The organism is Acidovorax sp. KPB24-03, from assembly GCF_057546605.1.
Window position 1 is genome coordinate 1 of record NZ_BAAJYR010000512.1, and the last position, 2124, is coordinate 2124.

General features: G+C 73.3%; 3 protein-coding genes and 1 pseudogene. All 4 read right to left on the minus strand.

Annotation, left to right across the window (positions count from 1 at the left end; all coding sequences use genetic code 11):
- Positions 1–207 (minus strand): FAD-dependent monooxygenase (locus AC27KI_RS23345; RefSeq protein WP_487116099.1); only part of this gene is annotated, 207 nt, incomplete at its 3' end.
- Positions 208–437: 230 nt separating this feature from the next.
- Positions 438–982, minus strand: a pseudogene (locus AC27KI_RS23350) (GNAT family N-acetyltransferase).
- Complete coding sequence (locus tag AC27KI_RS23355; RefSeq protein WP_317357009.1) at positions 979–1590, minus strand: helix-turn-helix domain-containing protein; 612 nt, start codon at positions 1588–1590, stop codon at positions 979–981. Before AC27KI_RS23355 ends, AC27KI_RS23350 begins: the two are co-directional and overlap by 4 nt.
- A gap of 70 nt (positions 1591–1660) precedes the next feature.
- On the minus strand, positions 1661–2124 hold a 464-nt coding region (locus tag AC27KI_RS23360), incomplete at its 5' end, for an MFS transporter (protein ID WP_487116102.1).

Below are 2124 nucleotides of genomic sequence, written 5' to 3' on the forward strand. Positions count from 1 at the left end.
CGCCCAGGTGCCCAGGCGGCGCAGCGTGTCGCCGCTGGCGTGGGTGAGCGCGATCTCGCGGCCGTCGGGCGCGGGATCGGCGAGCGCGGTGGCGGCTTGCCGGTCCAGCACCGTGCTGGTGAAACCGGCTTGGCACAGGGCGATGGCCAGCGACAGGCCGGCCGGGCCCGCGCCGACGATGAGAACGTCGCAATGCTGCTGGGGCATGGGAGGAAAGACCAAGGAAGGCGAGCGCCCGGCGGGCGCCGGCGGCCATTGTGCGGGCCCCGCCGCGCCTCCGGCTTGCACTGGGTCAAGGGAATGTGGCCGGCCGGGTTGGATTAGTTTGCTATTAATTCAATAGCAACATGCCCTAGTATCAATTGCCTTTGGGGCCCAAAAGGCCCCAATGCCTCGCGGCGGCACCCCGGCGGGCCATGGGGCCACGGCCCGCTGCTTCACACCGCCCGGTAGAAGAACGTGGTGCCGCACGGCGCGCGTCGGGCATCAGGGCATAGCCCGGCACCTCGCCCACGCGCTGCCAGCCGGCGCGGGCGTAGAGCCGTTCGGCGTCGCCGCCGGTCACCGTGTCCAGCACCATCAGGGTCTTGCCCTCCTGCCGGGCCACGCCCTGGCGGCGGGCGCGGCGGTGCACCAGCATCTTGGCCACGTCGGCCCGGTGCGGCTGGTTCTCGGGCTGTGCCAGCACGAGCTGCACGGTGCCCAGCACCGCGCCGCTGTCCACCGCTTCGGCGATGAGCAGCGCCCGTTCGCCGCGCGCCACGCCCTCGGCCACGCCGCGCCAGAAATCCACGGCCCTGTCGTGCGCCAGCGGGTGCATGAAGCTCACCGAAGCGCCGCCGGCCACGCAGTCGATCAGCACCTCGGCCAGCGCCGGCACGCAGGCGGCGGCTTCGTTCACGCCCAGGCGGCGCACGGTCACGGCAGGGGCGCCGGCGGGGACTTCGGCGGAGGGCGTGGCGAGTGAGGTGGCGGCGGTCATGTCGGGCTCCGGGTCGGGTGGGGTGGAATGGCGGGCAGGGTGGCCAGGGCCACTAGGTAGCGCGCGGGGCTGCGCGTGGGGTTGCGGTATTCGATGGCGCCCTCCAGCCGGTGGGCCAGGCAGTCGCCGGCCTCCAGCCGCCAGACCGTGCCGTCCAGCGCGATGTCCATGCGGCCGTCGATCATCCAGATCTGCTGGTGGATCTCCGCGCCGCGGTCGGCCCGCTCGTAGGCCACGCGCTGGCCCGGGGGAAACACCACGTCCACGAGCTGCAGCGGCGACGCCACCGTGGGCGACACGTTGCGCCGCAGGTAGCCGGAGGCGGGGTCGGTCCACACGGGCTGCTGCGCCACGCGGGCCACGGGCGAGGGCGCGGCGCGGCCTTCGTCGCCCTCGGCCTGGGGCGCATCGAACAGCGAAGCCAGCGCCACGCCCAGGCCGGTGGCCAGCTTGTCCAGCACGGTGGCGGTGGGGCTGCTTTCGCCGCGCTCGATGAGCGAGATGTTGGAGCGGCTCACGCCGCTGCGTTCGGCCAGGGCGTCGAGCGAGAGGCCGCGCGCATCGCGCAGTTCGCGCACGCGGCGGGCCAGGCGGGTATTGATGTCCATGCCTCCAGTTTAATGGAAATGATTCCAGAAAAATGGATGCGCGCCGGATCAAGGCCGGGCCAAGGCCGTATCAGGCCCCCTGCGCAGGCATCGCCCGCAGCGTCGCCGCCCAAAAGAGCAGCGCCGCCAGGCTGAGCCCCAAGCCCAGCGCGCACACGCCGGGCCAGCCGGCAAGGCCGTACACCGCGGTCGATGCCACCGCTCCCAGGCCGCTGCCCACCGCGTAGAACAGCATGTAGCAGCCCACCAGGCGGCCGTGCGCCTCGGGCCGGGTGCGCAAGATCAGGCCCTGGTTGACCACGTGGACCGCCTGCCCGCCCAGGTCGAGCAGGACGATGCCCACCGCCAGCGCCCACAGCGTGTGCGCCGCGAACGCGATGGGCACCCACGACACCAGCAGGCATGCCAGCGCGAGGCCGGTGGCCCATTGCCCCCGGCCCCGGTCCACGGAGCGGCCGGCCCGCGCGGCGGCCAGGGCGCCCACCACGCCGACCAGCCCGAACGCGCCGATGGCGGTGTGCGACAGGGCATGGG